This window comes from Stenotrophomonas sp. 59 (assembly GCF_030291095.1).
Lineage (GTDB): Bacteria > Pseudomonadota > Gammaproteobacteria > Xanthomonadales > Xanthomonadaceae > Stenotrophomonas > Stenotrophomonas maltophilia_Q.
This window is the reverse complement of record NZ_CP127408.1, coordinates 3,339,731-3,355,659: the sequence shown is the minus strand read 5'-3', so window position 1 is coordinate 3,355,659 and position 15,929 is coordinate 3,339,731. Positions and strand designations below refer to the sequence as shown.

The following is a 15,929-nucleotide window of genomic DNA, read 5'->3' as shown; positions in this document are numbered from 1 at the left end:
TTCAGCCCTGCCCGGCGAACACCCGTTCCAGCACCTCGGACAGTTCGTCTTCCGAGAACGGCTTGGTGATGTAGGCCTTGGCGCCCTGGCGCATGCCCCACATGCGGTCGGTGTCCTGGTCCTTGGTGGTCACCAGGATCACCGGGATGTGGCGGGTTGCCTCGTCGCGGGCGAGGGTGCGGGTGGCCTGGAAGCCGTTGAGGTTGGGCATCACCACGTCCATCAGGACGAGGTCGGGCAGCTCGGCCTTGGCGGTTTCGACCCCGGCGGCGCCATCGGTGGCGGTCAGGATCTGGTGCCCGAGCTTCTCGACGATGCGCTGTATCCCCAACAGCTGCGACGGTGAGTCGTCGACGATCAGAATGCGTGCCATGTTGTTCCCCATGTAATGCCCGCAGTGTAGTGCGGGCACATTACCGGCGGGAGGGGAGCGCCTGCCGTCCGTCGCCTGCCTGCGACGTTCAGTCGATCCGCACCACGGTGCGGCCCAGCGAGCCGCCGGCCAGCATCCGCTCGAACACGGCGGGCAGGCCATCCAGGCCGACTTCGGCAGTGCAGATGCGCTCCAGGTGCTGCGGCTTCCAGTCACTGCCCAGTCGCGACCACACCTCTTCGCGCAGCCCGCGCGGCGCATTGGCGGAGGACACCCCCAGCAGCGAGACACCCCGCAGGATGAACGGCATCACGGTCATGTCCAGCGCCGGGCTGGCGGCCAGGCCGGCACTGACCACGCTGCCGTAGGGCACGGTCTGCGCCAGCAGGCTGGCCAGCATGTCGCCTCCGGCATTGTCGAGGCCACCGCCGAAGCGCGCCGACTGCAGCGGGCCGGTATCGGCCAGCGCGTCGCGAGGCAGTACCTCGGTGGCGCCGATGCTGCGCAGGAAATCGGCCTGGTCCGGCTTGCCGCTGACCGCGTGCACGCTGTAGCCGGCACGGCTGAAGATCGACAGCGCCAGCGCACCGACGCCGCCGCTGGCACCGGTGACTGCCAGCGGGCCGAGTTCCGGGGTCTGCCGGTTGTCCTGCATGCGCAGCAGGGCCAGCGCCGCGGTGAAGCCGGCGGTGCCCAGCACCATCGCCTCGCGCGGGGTCAGCCCGGCCGGCTGGGCGATCACCGCGCGCGATTCCAGCCGCACGTACTGGCTGTAACCGCCATCACGGGTCTCGCTGAGGCCGCAGCCGGTGGCCAGCACCGCATCGCCTTCACGCCAGTCCGGGTCGGAGCTGGCGACCACGGTACCGGCCACGTCGATGCCGCCGACCAGCGGGAAGCGACGCAGGATCTTCCCCTTGCCGGTGCCGGCCAGCGCGTCCTTGTAGTTGACCGAGGACCAGTGGGCGCGGATCAGCACCTGGCCGGGGTTGAGGTCGTCGACACCCAGCTGGGCCAGGCCGCTGCGGTAGCCGGCGTCGTCGTTTTCGATGCGGAAGGCGGTGAACGGGGTGGTGGGGGCCATCGGCGTTGCCTGACTTCGAGGAAAACGCCACCTTACCCCGTTGCCCCCCTTTCGATCCTGCCGATCCGCCCCATCTTGTATGATCGGTGATGGTTTCACGGCTGGCGGTGCGGGAAGGGCCCGCGCCGCAGCCCAAATCTTGATGGAGCGTGCATGGCCTGGAATACACCCGGCGGCAACAAGGGCGGACAAGGCCCCGAGGACAATCGACGCGGGCCGTTCGGGTCACGCGGCGGTGGCAATGGTGGTGGCTGGGGCGGATTGCCCGGGCCACTGAAGGACCTGTTCGACGGCGGCATCGTGCGTTGGGTGGTGGCGGCCGTGGTGCTGCTGGTGCTGTTCTCCAGCTTCCAGCTGATCGGCGAACAGCAGCGTGGCGTGGTGCTGCGCTTCGGCCAGTTCTCGCGCATCCTGCAGCCCGGCCCGAACTTCAAGCTGCCGTGGCCGATTGAGTCTGTCACCAAGGTCAACGCCACCGAGATCAAGACCTTCTCGATCCAGGTGCCGGTGCTGACCCGTGACGAGAACATCGTCAACGTCTCGCTGAACGTCCAGTACCGCATCGACGACCCGCAGACCTACCTGTTCGGTACCTTCAACGCCGACCAGGTGCTGGAGCAGTCCGCGCAGAGCGCGGTGCGCGAGGAAGTCGGCCGTGCCGACCTCAATTCGGTGCTGAACAACCGTGGCCCACTGGCCGTGGCCGCCGAGGAGCGCCTGCAGGCGCTGCTGAAGGCGTTCAAGACCGGCCTGACCGTGACCGGCCTGACCCTGCAGGACGCCCGTCCGCCGGAAGAAGTGAAGCCGGCCTTCGACGAGGTCAACGGCGCCCAGCAGGTCAAGGAACGCCTGATCAACGAAGCCCAGGCCTACGCCGCCAAGGTCGTGCCGGAAGCCCGAGGCCAGGCCTCGCGTGCCCGTACCACCGCCGAAGGCTACAAGCAGGCCGTGGTGTCCAAGGCCGAAGGTGACGCGCAGCGCTTCAGCCTGTTGCAGGCCCAGTACAAGGACGCCCCGGAAGTGACCCGCAAGCGCCTGTGGCTGGAGACCGTGCAGCAGGTGCTGAGCGAGAACCGCAAGGTGATCGGCGGCGATGGCCGCCAGCTGATCTACGTGCCGATGACCGGCGATACCCGTCCCACCACCTCTGCCCCGCCCGGGGTGACCAACCCGGAGGTGGTGATGCCGTCGCTGCCGGGTACGGCGGTGGAACAGTCCCGTGATCCGGGCCGGCCGGTGGGCCGCCCGACCGGGCGACCGAGCGGCCGTGAGGAGGGCAGCCGATGAAGAGTCCAATCTGGATCGCCGTGATCGTGGCGGTGGTGCTGGGCCTGCTCGGCTCGGTGTACGTGGTCCGTGAGGACCAGACTGCCATGGTGCTGAACCTGGGTAAGGTGGTGCGTTCGGACATCAAGCCGGGCCTGCACTTCAAGGTGCCGGTGGTGGAAACGGTGAAGGTCTTCGACCGCCGCTTCCAGGTGCTCGACACCGCGCCGGCACGTTACTTCACCGCCGAGCAGAAGGACGTCAGCGTCGACTTCTTCGCCATCGGTTACATCTCCAACGTGGGTGACTACTTCCGTGCCACCGGCGGCGATCCGCGTATCGCCAATGCCCGCCTGGCACCGATCATCACCGACTCGCTGCGCAACCAGATCAACTCGCGCACCCTGCAGCAGCTGGTGTCCGGCGACCGCAGCGAGCTGATCGCCGAGCAGCTGAAGGGGATCAATGAAGCCGTTGCCGGCCTGGGCATGCAGATGATCGACCTGCGCATCAAGCAGGTGGACCTGCCGACCGACAGCCAGGTGATCAACGACGTGTACGAGCGCATGCGCGCCCAGCGCAAGCAGGAAGCCGCCAAGCTGCGTGCGGAGGGCGAGGAGCAGTCGCTGACCATCCGCGCCCAGGCCGACCGTGACAGCACCGTGCTGATCGCCGAAGCCGAGCGTGATGCCCAGCGCCTGCGCGGTGAAGGCGATGCCGATGCCGCCCGCATCTACGGCAAGGCCGGCTCGGCCGACCCGTCGTTCTACGCGTTCTACCGCAGCCTGGAGGCCTACCGTGGCTCCATGACCGACGGCAACGGCGTGATCGTGCTGGACAAGAACGACCCGTTCCTGCAGTACCTGAAGAACGACCGCTGAGGTCGCAGGGCATTACCCCACGGGGCCCGGCTGAATGCCGGGCCCCGTGTTTTTTCCGGAGTCCCCCATGAAAGATCTGTTCGCCGCCGTCTGCCTGGTGGCGGTGCTGGAAGGCCTGTTCCTGTTCGTCGCGCCGTTCGCCTGGAAGCGCATGGCCGAGCGCCTGCTGGACCTGCCCAGCCCGGCCCTGCGCAGCTTCGGTGGGCTGGTGCTGCTGGCCGGCCTGAGCCTGCTGTGGTGGGTGAGGCATTAGCAGGGGTCAGATCCCTTTCCGCAGGAAAGGGATCTGACCCCGTTTCGGGCCCCTGACCGGTGGGTGAAGCCGTCCGTCGGAAAGGTGGCACCCGACCCCGGAAACCCGGATAATGCACAAAAGCCGGACGGGCCTCCCCGTTCGGCTTTTTCCGTGTCTGGGCCTTCCATCGCCGGCGCTCCCCGTTTGGAGCCGCCATCCAGGTGCTGACCAGCCCCGCCACGGTTTACCCGTCCGCGGCCCCGATGGCCGCAACATATGAGGAGCCCGTCATGGGTCAGTCTGTCGTAGTGCTTGGTGCCCAGTGGGGCGATGAAGGCAAGGGCAAGATCGTCGATCTGCTCACTGAGGAAATCGGCGCCGTCGTGCGCTTCCAGGGCGGCCACAATGCCGGCCACACCCTGGTCATCAACGGCAAGAAGACCGTCCTGCACCTGATCCCGTCGGGCATCCTGCGTGACGATGCGCTGTGCCTGATCGGCAACGGCGTGGTGATCTCGCCCGCCGCGCTGCAGAAGGAAATCGCCGAGCTGGAAGCCTCCGGCGTGGAAGTGCGTTCGCGCCTGAAGATCTCGCCGGCCGCGCCGCTGATCATGCCGTACCACATCGCCCTGGACCAGGCGCGCGAACGCGCTGCCGGCGGCAAGGCGATCGGCACCACCGGCCGTGGCATCGGCCCGGCCTACGAAGACAAGGTGGCGCGTCGCGGCATCCGCATCGCCGACCTGCACTACCCGAAGCAGCTGGAAGAACTCCTGCGCACTGCGCTGGATTACCACAACTTCGTGCTGACCAAGTACCTGAACACCGATGCGGTCGATTTCCAGAAGACCTTCGACGAAGCGCTGGCCTTCGGCGAGTACGTGCAGCCGATGAAGTCCGACGTGGCCGGCATCCTGCACGACCTGCGCAAGCAGGGTAAGCGCGTGCTGTTCGAAGGCGCGCAGGGGGCGCTGCTGGACATCGACCACGGCACCTACCCGTACGTCACCAGCTCCAACACCACCGTCGGTGGCGCGCTGGCCGGTTCCGGTGTTGGCGCCGATTCGATCGACTACGTTCTGGGCATCGCCAAGGCCTACGCCACCCGCGTCGGCGGCGGCCCGTTCCCGACCGAACTGGACGACGAAGTCGGCCAGGGCATCCGTGACCGCGGCGCCGAGTACGGCGCTTCGACCGGCCGTCCGCGTCGCTGCGGCTGGATGGATATCGTCGCGCTGAAGCGCGCCGTGGCCATCAACGGCATCAGTGGCCTGTGCATCACCAAGCTGGACGTGCTGGATGGCATGGAAAAGCTGAAGGTCTGCATCGCCTACGAATACAACGGCAAGCGTACCGAGTACGCGCCGCTGGACGCGCAGGGCTGGGAAGACTGCACCCCGGTGTACCTGGAGTTCCCGGGCTGGAGCGAGAACACCCACGGCATCACCAACTGGGACGAGCTGCCGCCGGCCGCCCGTGCCTACCTGCGTTCGCTGGAAGAGCTGGCCGGTTGCCCGATCAGCATCGTCTCCACCGGCCCGGACCGCGACCACACCATGGTCCTGCAGGATCCGTTCGCCTGAGGTAGCGCCGGGCCATGCCCGGCGTAGGTGACAGGAAAAGCCCCGCGAAAGCGGGGCTTTTTCGTTATGCGATTTCAATGGCGGCGACTACTGAAATCTCAAGAGTTACCTGGCCCGGCCGATCTTGGATGTATGAACATCAAGAGTGGAGGGGGTGATTGAACAGGATCATGAGACGGGTTTGCGATCATTGGAAGCGCATCGATCGCAAGGCAGGGCTAGGGATCCTTGGATCAGGCGCATTGATGATGCTGGCGATGCTACCTGCGAAAGTAATGCAATTCGGTTCCCAGGAACTCGCCGCGCTGATCGGGCTGGGGCTTCTGCTGGCGGGCTATGCGCTGATGGCCTATGTCACCAATAGCCGCCTGCGCTATCGGCAAAAGGATGGGATCTTTGCTCCCCTGCTCTATGTGATGACATCGTCGATGCTCATCGGTGTGTTTGCCTTCTACTACGCCAGGTTCCCGTGGGCTGGTCCGGCCGCACAGTCAGGCTGGACGATTGGGAGTCTCATCGACTCGCTGTACTTCTCCGCGGCGACATTCACGACGTTGGGATTCGGTGACATGGTGCCGAAGTCGGATCTTGGGAAGTGGGCGGTGATCGTCGAATCAATTCTTGGGACCATGCACTCGGTGTTCTTCATCCTCGTGTTTCTACGCAACGCCAACGCGGATGTTGGTTCACATCGGCAATCACCTGTCTGAACCGTACCCGGATGGATGGCATTGCTGCCATCAAGCCATGGCGCAAAGCTGCCGATAGGGGCGCATCCCCCCGTTTTGGATGTACCGATGAACTACTTGAGGAATGTCAGGGTTGCCTGGCGTCTTGGGCTGGGCTTTGGCCTGTTGCTGCTGCTGGTTGCCGCCGTGGTGGCCACCGGCGCCACCGCCAGTGTCGTGCAGAAGCGTGCGATGCAGCAGGTGGTCGACGTCAGCGTGGCCAAGGTGCGCCTGTTGTCGCAGATGCTCGATGCCAACAACCAGATGATGGTGGTGCGCCGCGAAATGCTGATCCGCCAGGGCGAAGACCGCGGTCACGACGAGCAGCGCATCGCCGATCTGGTCAAGCGCTACGAGGCCAGCTGGACCGCCTACCAAGCGCTGCCCAGCGACGCCCAGGGCAAGGCCATCGCGGAAACCATCGCGGCCAAGCGTGCCGTCGCGCGCCCGCTCAACAAGCAGACCAGCGAATTGATGGAGCAGGGTGACTACCCCGGCGCCGTGGCGCTGACCCTGGGCCCGGTGCAGGAAGCGGCCAATGGCTGGAACAAGGCGCTGTCCGATGGCGTGGACTTCGAAGAGAAGGAAAGCCGCAACGCCGCCGCCGAGGCGATCCGCCTGGGCGAGCGCAGCCTACTGCAGCTGCTGGTGCTGGGCGGCGTCGCGCTGCTGGTGGGCATCGGTGCCTCGGTGATGATCGGCCGCAGCCTGACCGGCCCGCTGGCCCGCGCGGTGAACCTGGCCGAGCGCCTGTCCAAGGGCCAACTGGACCAGGAGTTCCGCCTTGGTGGCCGTGACGAACTGACCCAGCTGGGCGAGGCGATGGCCAGCGTGCGGCAGAGCGTGCAGGCGGCGATCGGCGCGCAGCTGCAGATGGCCGAGCAGCATGAGGCCGGTGCGATCCGCTATCGCATGGACGCCAGTGCGTTCCCCGGTGATTTCGGCCGCATGGTGCAGGCCACCAACAGCCTGGTCGAATCGCACGTGCAGGTGGAGCTGCTGATGGCCGAGGTGATGCAGCGCTACGCCATCGGTGACCTCAGCCGTGACCTGCCGGACTACCCGGGCGAGAAGGGCACGCTGACCCGCACCCTGGCGGCGGTGAAGCAGAGCCTGATGGCGATCAACGCGCAGATCGATGAACTGGCCCGCGCCGCACGCGCCGGTGATTTCAGCATGCGTGGCGATGCCGCAGCGTTCCAGTACCAGTTCAAGGCGATGGTCGAGCACCTCAACGGCATGATGGCCAGTTCGCAGGCCAGCATCGCCGATGTCTCCGATGTTCTGCGTGCAATCTCGCACGGCGACCTGACCGCACGCATGGACGGCGAGTACGACGGTGTGTTCGCGCGCATGCGCGACGACGCCAACACCACTACCGCGCAGCTGACCGGCATTGTGCGTGGCATCCAGGTGGCTGCCGACAGCATCAACAACGCGGCGCAGGAACTGGCTGCCGGCAACAACGACCTGTCGCGCCGCACCGAGCAGCAGGCCGCCAATCTGGAAGAAGCTGCTGCATCGATGGAGGAACTGACCTCCACCGTGCGCCAGAATGCCGAACTGGCGCGACAGGCCGACAGTGAGGCGCATGCCGCCGGTGCCGCGGTACGCGAGACCGAGCAGGCGATGGCACAGATGGCGTCGGTCATGGGTGAGATCGACCAGTCGTCGGCGCGCATCTCGGAGATTTCCACGGTGATCGACGGCATCGCGTTCCAGACCAACATCCTGGCGCTGAACGCTGCCGTGGAAGCTGCGCGTGCAGGCGAACAGGGGCGTGGTTTTGCCGTGGTCGCCAGCGAAGTACGCACGCTCGCACAGCGTGCCGGTGTCGCTGCCAAGGAGATCAAGGAACTGATCGAAGACGCCGCTGCCAAGGTGAAGAGTGGCCTGGCGGTGACCGTTGAATCCGAAGCCGCGATCGCGCGCGTGGCCCAGGCCAGCTCGCGCACCACCCAGCTGATGAGCGACATCGCCGCAGCCAGTAAGGAACAGGCGGCCGGTATCGAGCAGGTCAATCAGGTGGTGGTGCAGATGGACCAGGTGACCCAGCAGAACGCCGCACTTGTGGAAGAAGCGACCGCGGCCAGCCGCGCGCTGGAGGAGCAGGCGCATGCACTGACCACGTCGGTGTCGGTGTTCAGGGTGGAAGGCGCAGCGGCTTCAGCCGTGTCGCGTCGCGCAGCCTGAGCAGGCTGCTGACCCGGTGACAGGAATGCGGCCGCCTTGGGCGGCCGTATTTCCATTGCCTGCCCAGACAGAGGGGCACACCGTCATCATTGTTCAAGAACACTGCCGAGCATGGCCCCCACGGCATACAGCACGGCCAGGGTAGGGGGCATCACCAGAAGGTAGACGGTCGTCCAGGTCTTTCCGGAAAGCCACCCACCCATGCCGATGACGTCGAGTGCTGCGGTCTGCAGCATCACCGGCAGCTGCATGAGGATGTAGACACTCTTGGGATCGCTGTTGGCCTGGGCATCGAGCACCAGCCAGGCGGTCAGCGCGAGATAGAGTGTGCATATGGCAATGCCGGTCCAGCTGAGCCAGCGTGGCTTGCGCATGCCGCCTTGTCCGTTCCGTCGGGACCACCAGCGTAGCGCCGCGTGCGCCGCCGTGCACTTCCTTGGGTCGAGCCAATGAGTGAAGCTGCAGGCAGGGAGCCGTGCGAAGAAACCTGAAGGGTGATCAACGTGATGAATGCTGTGATGCTGCCGGTCGTGATGCTGCCGGGCCTGGATGGCACCAGCCTGCTGTCGGCACACTTCGTGGAGGCGATGCAGGCGCGAGGCGTCCAGATGCAGGTGCTGCCGTTGCCCGCGCGGGGGCAACAGGACTACACCACGTTGGCGTCGATCCTGCGCCCGCAGCTTCCCGCATCTCCTTTCGTGCTGCTGGCCGAATCGTTCGCCGGGCCACTGGCCATCGAACTGGCGGCGGCCGGGCTGCCTGGATTGCGTGGGTTGGTACTGAGTACGACCTTCGCACGGCGGCCGGTGCCGCTGCCTGCGGCAAGCGCACGGATACTGGCTCCGGCGTGGCCGTTGCCGCCACTCGCGTTGATGGCCCGGCTGCTGCTGGGGCAGTGGCGGACGCGCGCGAACCTGCGCGAGCTGGGCCTGGCAATCACGCAGGTACCGGCTGCAACCCTGCGCCAACGTGCTGCGGCGACACTGCAGGTGGACGTTCGTGCACTGCTGCCGGAACTCGTGTTGCCGACGCTATGCCTGCATGCCCGGCAGGACCGCCTGCTGTGGCCGCCCAGTGTGGCCGAGCTGCAGGCTCTGTTGCCCGATGCCCGCCATGTGTCGCTGGAGGGACCACATCTGCTGCTGCAGGCGCGCGCTGATGCCGCGGCAGCCGAAGTTGCCGCGTGGGTGCGGGCGCTGCCGACCTGAACGATGCTCTCAGCCACGGGCGCGGGTACGTGCCGCTTTTTTTGCCGCCACCTTGCGCACGGTCTTCTTTGCCGCACGGGTCTTCGCCGCCTTCTTCGCAGCAGCACTACGCGAGGCGGGGGTGCTGGCCTTCTTGACCACCGTCTTCTTTGTTGCCTTCTTCGTGGCTGTCTTGCGGGCCGACGCCTTCTTCACCACCTTGCGCCCACTGCCACTGCGCTTGCCACCACCATCCTGCTTGTTCACGGTGGCCCAGGCGATGCGTTCGGCGGTGCTTTTACTGGCACCGCGCTCGCGCTCGCTGTCCTCGATGTGCTCGGCCTGGCGCTTCTGCTTTTCGGTATAGGCGGACTTGTCACCGCGGGGCATGACCGGTCTCCGGCAGGAACTGCCCCCACGGTGGGCCTGGCAGCGTTAAGCGCAAGTCCCGCAAGGGTGATCGCACCGGCAAGGGGCCTCGGTTATGCTTGCCGCATGCGAGTCGAGCCCGCCGACATCGAAGCCCTGTTCGACGCCATCCCGGATGTGCTGTTCTTCATCAAGGATCTTCAGGGGCGTTACACCCACGTCAACCAGACCATGCTGCGGCGGCTGGGCCTGCGCGCGCGCAAGGACGTGATCGGGCGCACGGCGGCCGAAATCTACCCGACCGGCCTCAGTGCGGACTACGTCGATCAGGACGCCCGCGTGCTGTCCGGTGAGGTCATCGAGAACCTGATGGAGCTGCACCTGTTCGCCAACCGCGAACCGGGCTGGTGCCTGACCTGCAAGCGCCCGCTGGTGGTCGATGGGGCCATCGAGGGGTTGATCGGCATTTCCCGCGACCTTGGCCAGAAGGACAGCCTGGGTACCCAGTACGAACAGCTGCGGCTGGCACTGGCCCACCTCAACGCGCACTACGCCGAGAACGTGCGCATGCAGACCCTGCTGGACATCACCGGCTTTTCGCTGTCCAAGCTGGAGCGCAGCTTCCGCAAGGTGTTCCAGATGACCCCGCAGCAGGTGCTGACCCGGCTGCGGATCCAGATGGCCATGCACCTGCTGCACGGTGACGAGAGCATCGCCAGCATCGGCCAGGCCTGCGGTTTCAGCGACCAGAGCGCCTTCACCCGCAAGTTCAAGGCTGAAACCGGTTTCTCGCCGCGCGCCTACCGTGCCCGTATCGGCGGCAACGTCGGCGAGCCCGCACTGGCCTGAGCGGCCTGCTGCGCTGTGCCTATCCCCGCGGGCATGGGACAGGGTAAGGTGTCGCCCCTGTAGCCCGCCGCCAGCCCCGCCGATGCCCAACTCGATTCCGACCGCTTCGCCGTCCCGCCTGGGACATTCGCTCAAGCCCCGCCAGCTGATCATGATGGGCCTGGGCAGCGCCATCGGCGCCGGCCTGTTCCTCGGCTCGGGCGTGGGCGTGCAGGCGGCCGGTCCGGCGGTGCTGGTGTCGTATCTGGTCGCTGGCGCGCTGGTGATCATCGTGATGAACGCACTGGGCGAAATGGCGGCGGCCAAACCGACCAGTGGCGCGTTCTCGGTCTATGCCGCCGATGCCATGGGCGCCACCGCCGGTGCCACCGTGGGCTGGCTGTGGTGGGTGCAGCTGGTGATCGTGATCGCTGCCGAAGCGGTGGGGGCGGCCGGTCTGCTGGCCACCGTCTGGCCAGCGGTACCTGTACCGATGGCGGCGCTGGCCTTCATGCTGTTCTTCACTGCGATCAACCTGCTCGGGGTGAAGAACTTCGGCGAGTTCGAATTCTGGTTCGCCATCCTCAAGGTCGCGGCGATCCTGGCCTTCATCGCCATCGGCGTGGCGCTGCTGATGGGCTGGCTGCCGCAGGTGACCTCGCCGGGCCTGAGCAACTTCACCGAACACGGTGGCTTCGCACCGAAGGGCCTGGCCGGCATCGGTGCCGCGCTGCTGGTGGTGGTGTTCGCCTTTGGCGGCACCGAGATCGTGGCCGTCGCTGCTGCCGAGACCGAAGACCCGGAACGCAGCATTGCCCGTGCGATCCGCACGGTGGCCTGGCGCATCCTGGTGTTCTACATCGGCTCGCTGAGCGTGATCATCGCTGTGGTGCCATGGACCAGCGAGGCGCTGAAATCGCCGTTCGCTGCGGTGCTGGATATCGCCCGTATCCCGGGCGCGGGCACCGCCATCACCCTGATCGCGGTGATCGCGCTGCTGTCGGCGCTCAATGCCAACCTCTACGGCGCCTCGCGCATGATGTATTCGCTGGCGCAGCGTCGTGAAGCCCCTGCCGTGCTGGGCTGGACCGACCCGCGCCAGGTGCCGGTCATCGCCGTGCTGGCCAGCGTGCTGTTCGGTTTCGCCGCCACCGTGATGGAACTGCTGTTCCCGGACCGGGTGCTGCCGGTGCTGCTGAACATCGTCGGTTCCACCTGCCTGCTGGTGTGGACGCTGTCGCTGGTCTCGCAGCTGGTGCTGCGCCGCCGCGCGGATCGCCTGGGCACCCGCCTGCCGTTCCGCATGGCCGGTTTCCCGTGGCTGACGGTGTGCGCGCTGGCGATCCTGGCGCTGATCTTCGGCCTTCTGCTGAGCGAGTCGCACACCCGCCTGCAGTTCCTGTCGATGGTGGCGCTGACCGCTACCATCGCCGCCGGCAGCGCCATCGCCCGGCGCATGCGCGAGGCCTGATCGGGTAGAGCCGACCCCACGGTCGGCTGCGGTCGCCGAGTTTTCTGTAGCGCCGACCCTGTGGTCGGCTGCTGTTTGCGTGGTCGCCGGCCGAGCATGGGCTCGGCTCTACAGCGGGCACACATTCCGCGTGGCACTGTGTGCAGATAGGCCGTCATCGGCCCGTCGACCGGGAGTACCGCATGCTGCGCAGCCGTCCCTTCCTGATGTTCACCGGCCAGGCCGAGGCCGCGCTGGCCCTGTACGCCGAAGCCTTTGCCGATTTCCGCCTGCTGGCCCTGCAACGCCATCCCGATGGCGCCGGCGCCGGCGCCGGCGTGCCCGGGCAGGTCCGCCAGGCCATCTTCCTGCTGGGTGGCACCCACTACCTGTGCTTTGACAGCCTGGACGTGCACGACTTCACCTTCAGCCCGTCGATCTCGCTGTTCGTCGAGTGTTCCGGTGCCGAGCAGTTCGAGCGCGCCGCGCGGGTGCTGGGCGAGGGTGGGCACTGGCTGATGCCGGTGGGCGATTACGATTTCAGCAACCGCTACGGCTGGGTGCAGGACCGCTTCGGGGTGTCGTGGCAGTTGAGCCTGGGGCAGATGCCGGACCCGTGATCGGATCATGGTGGGTGTGGACCTTGGTCCACACTCTTTAAAAAAAACGGCCCGCTTGCGCGGGCCGTTTGTCGATCATGCCTCGACTTCATCGTCCTTGTAGGCATCGACCGGGATGCAGGCGCACATCACGTTCTTGTCGCCGTACACGTTGTCCACGCGCGCCACCGGCGGCCAGTACTTGCTCTGCTTCAGGCTGGCCAGCGGGAATGCAGCCAGTTCACGCGGGTAGGCGTGGGTCCACTCGCTGGCGGTCACCGCGGTCGCAGTGTGCGGCGCGTTCTTCAGCGGGTTGTCCTCGCGGTCCAGGCGGCCGTCTTCAATTGCGGTGATTTCCTCGCGGATCTGGATCATCGCGCTGATGAAGCGATCCAGTTCGTGCAGCGATTCGCTCTCGGTCGGCTCGACCATCAGCGTGCCAGCCACCGGGAAGCTCAGGGTCGGGGCATGGAAGCCGAAGTCGATCAGGCGCTTGGCCACATCCTCGGCGCCGATGCCGCTGGTCTTCTCCAGCGGGCGCACGTCCAGGATGCACTCATGCGCCACCAGGCCGTTGCGACCGGTGTACAGGGTCTTGAAGTGCGGGGCCAGGCGCTTGGCGATGTAGTTGGCGTTGAGCTGCGCGACCTGGGTGGCCTTGCGCAGGCCTTCGCGGCCCATCATCGCGATGTACATCCAGCTGATCGGCAGGATCGAGGCGCTGCCGAAGCTGGCGGCGCTGACCATGCCGACCGGGCCGTTGTCACCCAGCTTGCCCGGCAGGAACGGTGCCAGGTGCTCCTTGACCGCGCACGGGCCGACGCCCGGGCCGCCGCCGCCGTGCGGGATGCAGAAGGTCTTGTGCAGGTTCAGGTGCGAAACGTCCGAACCCCACTTGCCCGGCTTGGCCACGCCCACCAGGGCGTTCATGTTGGCGCCGTCGGTGTACACCTGGCCACCGTGCTGGTGGATGATCTCGCAGATCTCGACAACTTCTTCCTCGAACACGCCGTGCGTGGACGGGTAGGTCATCATGATCGCGGCCAGGCGGTCGCTGTACTTCTCGGCGTTGAGGCGGATGTCCTCGACGTCGACGTTGCCGTTGGCATCGGTCTTGGTGACCACGACCTTCATGCCACACATCTGTGCCGAAGCCGGGTTGGTGCCGTGCGCCGAATCCGGGATCAGGCAGATGTCGCGGTGGCCTTCACCGCGCGAGCGGTGGTAGGCGCGGATCGCCAGCAGGCCGGCGTACTCGCCCTGCGCGCCGGAATTCGGCTGCAGGCTGACCGCGTCGTAGCCGGTGCATTCGACCAGCATCGCTTCCAGCGTATCGATCAGTTCCTTGTAGCCCAGCGCCTGGTCGGCCGGCACCAGCGGATGGATCTGCGAGAACTCCGGCCAGGTCACCGGGATCATTTCGGCGGTGGCGTTGAGCTTCATCGTGCACGAGCCCAGCGGGATCATCGTGCGGTCCATCGCCAGGTCCTTGTCGGCCAGCGAGCGCAGGTAGCGCAGCAGTTCGTGCTCGCTGTGGTGGGTGTTGAACACCGGGTGGGTCAGGAACGCGGACTGGCGCAGCAGGCCGGCCGGCAGCGCATCGGCGGTGCTGGCATCCAGCGCATCGACATCCAGCGCGGCACCGAACACGGCAGCCACGGCAACAATGTCGGCGCGGGTGGTGGTTTCGTCCAGGCTGATGCCGACCGAGTCGCTGTCGATCGCGCGCAGGTTGTAGCCGGCGGCGCGGGCCTTGGCATGGATCTCATCGGCGTGCACGCCGGTGACATGCAGGGTGTCGAAGAAGTCGCCACCAACCTGCACGCCGGCATTGCGCAGCGCTGCGGCCAGGATCGAAGCCAGGCGATGGGTGCGGCGGGCAATGCGGGTCAGGCCTTCCGGGCCGTGGTAAACGGCGTACATCGAGGCCATCACCGCCAGCAGCACCTGCGCGGTACAGATGTTGGAAGTCGCCTTCTCGCGGCGGATGTGCTGCTCGCGGGTCTGCAGGGTCAGGCGGTAGGCCGGGTTGCCCTGGGCATCGACCGAAACGCCGATCAGGCGGCCCGGCATCGAGCGCTTGTAGGCGTCACGGCAGGCCATGAAGGCGGCGTGCGGGCCACCGAAGCCGAACGGCACGCCGAAACGCTGGCTGTTGCCGACCACGATGTCCGCTCCCCATTCGCCCGGGGCGGCCAGCAGGGTCAGGGCCAGCAGGTCCGTGGCCACGGCCACCAGGCCGCCGCGTGCGTGCACGGCATCGACCAGCGCCTTGTAGTCGCCCACCTGGCCGAAGGTATCCGGATACTGCAGCAGCAGGCCGAAGGCTTCCGCTTCCAGCGCTTCGGCCGGGGTGCCGACGCGCAGCACGATGCCCATGGGCTCGGCGCGGGTACGCAGCAGTTCCAGCGTCTGCGGATGCACGGCGTCGTGCACGAAGAAGGTGTCCGACTTGGACTTGGCCGAACGCTTGGCCAGGGTCATCGCTTCAGCAGCGGCGGTGGCTTCGTCCAGCAGCGAGGCGTTGGCGATTTCCATGCCGGTCAGGTCGGCGCACAGGGTCTGGAAGTTGATCAGCGCTTCCATGCGGCCCTGCGAGATTTCCGCCTGATACGGGGTGTAGGCGGTGTACCAGGCCGGGTTTTCCAGGATGTTGCGCAGGATCACGTTCGGCGTGTGGGTGCCGTAGTAGCCCTGGCCGATGAAGCTGCGCAGCACGGTGTTCTTGTCGGCGATCGCACGGATCTTCGCCAGTGCCTGCACTTCGGTCATCGACTCCGGCAGCGCCAGCGGCGCCGGCGACTTGATCTTGGCCGGCACGATGGCATCGGTCATCGCATCCAGCGACGCGTGGCCGACGACATCGAGCATCTGCGCGATCTCGGCGTCGTTGGGGCCGATGTGGCGCTCGACGAACGCGTTGTGGTGCTCAAGCTCACGCAGGGAAGGGGTGTTCTGGGACATGGCGAAGGATCCGTCAGGAAAGGGCACACGCACGGGCACAAGCCGCCGGTCGGCGGTCTGCGGGGCGCCCCTCTGTCCTTTTGCCTGAGAGTTTAAAAGCGCGGAAAACCGCAGCTTCGTGCCCCTTCGGCGCCGGATCGAACCGGTCTCTCCAGAGTTGTGTTACGGGTGGTATCGGGCCTGAGCGAT

At 66.5% G+C, this 15,929-nt stretch carries 15 protein-coding genes and 1 riboswitch; of the genes, 10 read left to right on the top strand and 5 right to left on the bottom strand.

The window, feature by feature from the left end; genetic code table 11:
• Window position 1: 1 nt before the first annotated feature.
• Window positions 2-373, bottom strand: a complete 372-nt coding sequence (pilH, locus tag QP552_RS15605) for a twitching motility response regulator PilH (RefSeq protein ID WP_005410644.1) — start codon at window positions 371-373, stop codon at window positions 2-4.
• Between the two features lie 88 nt (window positions 374-461).
• Entirely contained in the window at window positions 462-1,457 is a 996-nt protein-coding gene (locus tag QP552_RS15600; RefSeq protein ID WP_286074016.1) for a YhdH/YhfP family quinone oxidoreductase, read from the bottom strand.
• A 153-nt stretch (window positions 1,458-1,610) separates the two neighbouring features.
• On the opposite strand from QP552_RS15600, the gene hflK reads away from it, so the two are divergent.
• From hflK to QP552_RS15570, 6 genes are all read left to right on the top strand, one after another.
• Window positions 1,611-2,744, top strand: a complete 1,134-nt coding sequence (gene hflK / locus QP552_RS15595; protein WP_286074015.1) for an FtsH protease activity modulator HflK — start codon at window positions 1,611-1,613, stop codon at window positions 2,742-2,744.
• Window positions 2,741-3,604: a protease modulator HflC gene (locus QP552_RS15590; RefSeq protein ID WP_010482785.1), complete on the top strand. Its 864-nt coding sequence runs from the start codon at window positions 2,741-2,743 to the stop codon at window positions 3,602-3,604. The genes hflK and QP552_RS15590 overlap by 4 nt, the downstream gene beginning before the upstream one ends.
• Before the next feature lie 67 nt (window positions 3,605-3,671).
• Complete coding sequence (locus QP552_RS15585) at window positions 3,672-3,857, top strand: DUF2065 family protein (RefSeq protein WP_005414170.1); 186 nt, start codon at window positions 3,672-3,674, stop codon at window positions 3,855-3,857.
• Between the two features lie 272 nt (window positions 3,858-4,129).
• The gene (locus QP552_RS15580) at window positions 4,130-5,422 is read left to right on the top strand and encodes an adenylosuccinate synthase (protein WP_006463282.1); all 1,293 of its coding nucleotides are present in this window, start codon (window positions 4,130-4,132) and stop codon (window positions 5,420-5,422) included.
• A 158-nt stretch (window positions 5,423-5,580) separates the two neighbouring features.
• Window positions 5,581-6,132, top strand: coding sequence for a potassium channel family protein (locus QP552_RS15575; RefSeq protein ID WP_146146983.1), 552 nt, complete (start codon window positions 5,581-5,583; stop codon window positions 6,130-6,132).
• An 87-nt stretch (window positions 6,133-6,219) separates the two neighbouring features.
• Window positions 6,220-8,343 carry a methyl-accepting chemotaxis protein gene (locus tag QP552_RS15570; RefSeq protein WP_111111196.1) on the top strand — a complete coding sequence of 708 codons (2,124 nt, stop codon included), beginning with the start codon at window positions 6,220-6,222 and terminating at the stop codon, window positions 8,341-8,343.
• An 86-nt stretch (window positions 8,344-8,429) separates the two neighbouring features.
• On the opposite strand, the gene QP552_RS15565 is transcribed toward QP552_RS15570, so the two are convergent.
• Window positions 8,430-8,717, bottom strand: coding sequence for a hypothetical protein (locus tag QP552_RS15565; protein WP_049429967.1), 288 nt, complete (start codon window positions 8,715-8,717; stop codon window positions 8,430-8,432).
• Window positions 8,718-8,849: 132 nt separating this feature from the next.
• On the opposite strand from QP552_RS15565, the gene QP552_RS15560 reads away from it, so the two are divergent.
• Window positions 8,850-9,551 (top strand): alpha/beta hydrolase, encoded by a 702-nt coding sequence (locus QP552_RS15560; protein WP_286074014.1) that lies wholly within the window; start codon window positions 8,850-8,852, stop codon window positions 9,549-9,551.
• A gap of 9 nt (window positions 9,552-9,560) precedes the next feature.
• Here the strand turns inward: QP552_RS15560 and QP552_RS15555 are convergent, their stop codons facing one another.
• Entirely contained in the window at window positions 9,561-9,920 is a 360-nt protein-coding gene (locus tag QP552_RS15555; protein ID WP_286074013.1) for a hypothetical protein, read from the bottom strand.
• Between the two features lie 105 nt (window positions 9,921-10,025).
• Here QP552_RS15555 and QP552_RS15550 point away from each other — a divergent pair, with 105 nt between their 5' ends.
• The 3 genes from QP552_RS15550 (at window position 10,026) to QP552_RS15540 (ending at window position 12,797) form a co-directional block, all read left to right on the top strand.
• Window positions 10,026-10,748 carry an AraC family transcriptional regulator gene (locus tag QP552_RS15550; protein ID WP_049429965.1) on the top strand — a complete coding sequence of 241 codons (723 nt, stop codon included), beginning with the start codon at window positions 10,026-10,028 and terminating at the stop codon, window positions 10,746-10,748.
• A gap of 82 nt (window positions 10,749-10,830) precedes the next feature.
• Window positions 10,831-12,198: an amino acid permease gene (locus QP552_RS15545; RefSeq protein ID WP_049429964.1), complete on the top strand. Its 1,368-nt coding sequence runs from the start codon at window positions 10,831-10,833 to the stop codon at window positions 12,196-12,198.
• Window positions 12,199-12,380: 182 nt separating this feature from the next.
• Entirely contained in the window at window positions 12,381-12,797 is a 417-nt protein-coding gene (locus QP552_RS15540) for a VOC family protein (RefSeq protein WP_111111200.1), read from the top strand.
• 75 nt (window positions 12,798-12,872) lie between these two features.
• On the opposite strand, the gene gcvP is transcribed toward QP552_RS15540, so the two are convergent.
• The gene (gene gcvP / locus QP552_RS15535; RefSeq protein WP_286074012.1) at window positions 12,873-15,740 is read right to left on the bottom strand and encodes an aminomethyl-transferring glycine dehydrogenase; all 2,868 of its coding nucleotides are present in this window, start codon (window positions 15,738-15,740) and stop codon (window positions 12,873-12,875) included.
• Between the two features lie 62 nt (window positions 15,741-15,802).
• A riboswitch (glycine riboswitch) is annotated at window positions 15,803-15,905 on the bottom strand.
• Window positions 15,906-15,929: the final 24 nt, after the last annotated feature.